Origin of the sequence: Luteococcus sp. (assembly GCF_043424415.1) — a bacterium.
In the GTDB taxonomy this organism is placed as follows: Bacteria; Actinomycetota; Actinomycetes; order Propionibacteriales; family Propionibacteriaceae; genus Luteococcus.
The window spans coordinates 1-3212 of sequence record NZ_JBHWOO010000186.1 but is presented as its reverse complement, the minus strand read 5'-3'; the positions used below and the strand labels follow the sequence as shown (position 1 = coordinate 3212).

The window sequence follows — 3212 nt, the reverse complement described above, 5'->3', positions numbered from 1 at the left end:
GTCGGCGAGGGCGTCACCAATGTGAAGCCCGGCGACTACGTCGTGCTCAACTGGCGTGCCGTGTGTGGCCAGTGCCGGGCCTGCCTCAAGGGCGAGCCGTGGTACTGCTTCGACACCGCCAACGCGAAGCAGAAGATGACGCTCACCGATGGGACCGAGCTGACTCCCGCCCTGGGCATCGGCGCCTTCGCCGAGAAGACCCTGGTGGCCGCCGGTCAGTGCACGGTCGTCGACGAGAAGGCCGAGCCCGCCGTCGCGGGCCTGCTGGGTTGTGGTGTGATGGCTGGCATCGGCGCCGCGATGAACACCGGCGAGGTCAAGCGTGGCGAGTCCGTGGCCGTCATCGGTCTGGGCGGCGTGGGCATGGCCGCCGTCGCCGGCGCGGTGCTTGCCGGTGCCACGAAGGTGATCGCCATCGACACCGACGAGCGCAAGCTGGCCAAGGCGGTGGAGCTGGGTGCCACGCACACCGTGCACTCAACCGACGACAGCGTGGTCAAGCAGGTCCAGGAGATCTGCGACGGCCACGGCGCCGATGTCGTGGTGGACGCGGTGGGCCGCCCCGAGACCTTCCAGCAGGCCTTCGAGGCCCGAGACCTGGCCGGCCGCGTCGTGCTCGTGGGCGTGCCCACTCCCGACATGGAGTGGTCCACCAAGCTGATCGACATCTTCAGCCGCGGTGGCGCGATCAAGTCCAGCTGGTACGGCGACTGCCTGCCCAGCCGCGACTTCCCGATGCTGGTGGACCTCTACCTGCAGGGCCGTCTGCCGCTGGACGCCTTCGTCACCGAGAAGGTGGGCCTGGGCGACGTCGAGGCCGCCTTCGACAGGATGTCGCGCGGTGACGTGCTGCGCAGCGTCGTCGTCATCGACTGACCAACCGACACGACGGGAGAAGACATGAGCGTGAAGATCGACCATGCCGTGGTGAGCGGCACCTTCACCCTCGACGGCGAGACCTTCGACGTCGACAACAACATCTGGGTGCTGGGCGATGACAGCGAGTGCATCGTCATCGACGCCCCGCACGATGCCGAGGCCATCCTCGACGTGGTGGGTGATCGCCGGGTGACCGCAATCGTGTGCACCCACGCCCACGACGACCACGTCCGGGTTGCCCCGGAGCTGGCCGAGCGCACCGGGGCACCGATCCTGCTGCACCCGGCCGACCTGGAGCTGTGGGCGCTGACCCATCCCGATCGCCGCCCCGACGGCGAACTGGCCGACGGCCAGGTGCTGACGGTGGCAGGCACTGCGGTCGAGGTGATCCACACGCCCGGCCACGCGCCGGGCGGGGTCTGCCTGCATGTTCCCTCGCTGGGGGTGCTGTTCAGTGGCGACACCCTCTTCCAGGGCGGGCCAGGCGCGACGGGGCGTTCCTTCTCGAGCCGTGAGCTGCTGGAGCAGAGCATTCGGGCGCGGTTGTTCGAGCTGCCTGAGCAGACCGTCGTGCACACCGGTCACGGGGAGTCGACCACCATCGGCGCCGAGACCGAGGCGCTGGGACGCTAGCTGGACGCGGCACCCAGCAGAACGGCCAGCAGCAAGGCCCAGCCGCCCGTCATCCGTCGACGGCCCGGCTGGGCCCCTCTGGTTCCGATGAAGAGATAGGCCATGGTGGTCCACGGGGCCCACGGTGAGCACATCAGCCAGAACCAGGCCCAGCGGGTTGCGTGACGGGGCTCGGGGCCGACCAGGGCCAGCGTCAGCGGGGCGAGCATGGCCAGCAGGGCAACGGCGACGGCCACGACGCCCAGCGGGGGCGGGACCGTTTCGGCCGGGATCGTCCAGCCGACGTAGCTGAAGGTGCCGGACGACGGCTCGGTGCGCACCACCCGCACGTCGGGGTCGACGCCGCGCAGGTACTCCGTGATGTTGGTGCTCGCCACCGCCGACGACGAACCGGCCTGCGTGCACTCGGAGGGCGGCGTGGAACCCAGCGGCTGGTTGATGGTGGTGGAGTGCTTCAGCCCCCACCTGCGCCAGGTCACTTCGGCCGGGGCGCATCCCGAGGCCTTCTCCATCGTGGACGTGTCGGGCCAGAGGCGGGTGGCCACCTCGACGGTGTCGACCGTGCCGGAGGCGAGGTCGTCGGTGAGGCGCTGGGGGCTCGTCTCGTGGCTGCCGACGCAGATCGCCAGTCCCATCATCACCAGGAAGAGGACCTGCACCCCGAGCACCAGCCGTCGCAGGGTGCGCGGAGCTGCCGTCGGGGTGGACGCAGTGCGAGCGGACGTCTCAGCGGGGGCCGTCATGACGGGATCCTAGCCCTGGCAGGGATCACGTGGATTCCGTCAGGATTGCTTCGGCCGCCGGGCGATGATCGTGAAGGTGCACGGGATGCGGTCCGGTGTCGGCCACGCCCAGCCCTGGCCGGTCTCGACCATGGCGGGGGAGAAGCGCCAAGGGAGGGTCTGCCCCTCGTCGAAGTGCTCGATCACCAGGCCGGCGGCCAGCAGGGACTGCATGATCTCGGCCAGGGAGTGCGGCCACTCATAGGTGCGGCTGTGCTGCACGGTCCCGTCGCCCAGGTAGGTGCCCGGGTCGTCCCAGGTCTGGGCCCGGCCGGTGGGGAAGTAGCGGTAGCGCATCCGCGGGTCCGGGCCGTCGTCCTCACCGAGGGCATAGAGCATGGGATGGCCGTCCTGGATGTGGAAGAGGCCCCCAGGGCGCAGCAGGGCGGCGATCTGGCGCGCCCAGCGGCCGAGGTCGTCGATCCAGCAGATGGCCCCGATGCTGGTGTAGACGACGTCGAAGCTGCCGGTGAGTGCCTCCCGGGCGGCGAGCACGTCGGACTGCACGAAGTCGACCTCGTCGTGGTGGGCGGCCAGCCGTCGGGCCACCCCGAGGGAGGCCTCGGAGAAGTCGAGACCGGTCACCTGTGCGCCGAGCCGGGCCCAGCTGATGGTGTCGGTGCCGATGTGGCATTGCAGGTGGGCCAGCCGCAGGCCCTCGACGCTGTGGTGTGGCAGGAAGGGAGCCAGCGCGCCGGCATCGGCCCGCACCTGCTCGGAGACCCGCGTGGGGTCCGAGATGTAGGCCTCGATGCCATAGGACTGCTCGTGCAGGGATGCGCGGTCGTCCCAGTTGAGGCGGTTCGCCTCGCGCGCGTCCTCCCAGGCGACGTCGATGTCATTGTCCATGGCGCGATCCTAGCCAGCGGAGGGATCGTGACTGGAAGCTGTGGCCGGGCTGAAGCGGTGCCGAATGGG

General features: G+C 70.0%; 4 protein-coding genes. 2 read left to right on the top strand and 2 right to left on the bottom strand.

Annotated features, from left to right (window positions below):
- The coding region (locus ACHFFZ_RS10920; RefSeq protein ID WP_394276648.1) for an S-(hydroxymethyl)mycothiol dehydrogenase at positions 1-876 on the top strand (876 nt) is incomplete at its 5' end.
- Between the two features lie 24 nt (positions 877-900).
- On the top strand, positions 901-1512 hold the full coding sequence (locus ACHFFZ_RS10915) for an MBL fold metallo-hydrolase (RefSeq protein WP_394276647.1): 612 nt from the start codon (positions 901-903) through the stop codon (positions 1510-1512).
- Here ACHFFZ_RS10915 and ACHFFZ_RS10910 read toward each other — a convergent pair.
- Both ACHFFZ_RS10910 and ACHFFZ_RS10905 read right to left on the bottom strand, forming a co-directional pair.
- A complete protein-coding gene (locus ACHFFZ_RS10910) occupies positions 1509-2255 on the bottom strand; it encodes a hypothetical protein (RefSeq protein WP_394276646.1) in 747 nt (248 codons plus the stop codon). The two genes, ACHFFZ_RS10915 and ACHFFZ_RS10910, sit on opposite strands and share 4 nt — an antisense overlap.
- Positions 2256-2294: 39 nt before the next feature.
- Positions 2295-3143: a class I SAM-dependent methyltransferase gene (locus ACHFFZ_RS10905; RefSeq protein ID WP_394276645.1), complete on the bottom strand. Its 849-nt coding sequence runs from the start codon at positions 3141-3143 to the stop codon at positions 2295-2297.
- Positions 3144-3212: the final 69 nt, after the last annotated feature.

Excerpts from the sequence above, each read along its gene's own strand:
- ACHFFZ_RS10910 (WP_394276646.1), bottom strand. The coding sequence starts at position 2,255 with ATGACGGCCCCCGCTGAGACGTCCGCTCGCACTGCGTCCACCCCGACG.
- ACHFFZ_RS10905 (WP_394276645.1), bottom strand. The coding sequence starts at position 3,143 with ATGGACAATGACATCGACGTCGCCTGGGAGGACGCGCGCGAGGCGAAC.
- ACHFFZ_RS10915 (WP_394276647.1), top strand. The coding sequence starts at position 901 with ATGAGCGTGAAGATCGACCATGCCGTGGTGAGCGGCACCTTCACCCTC.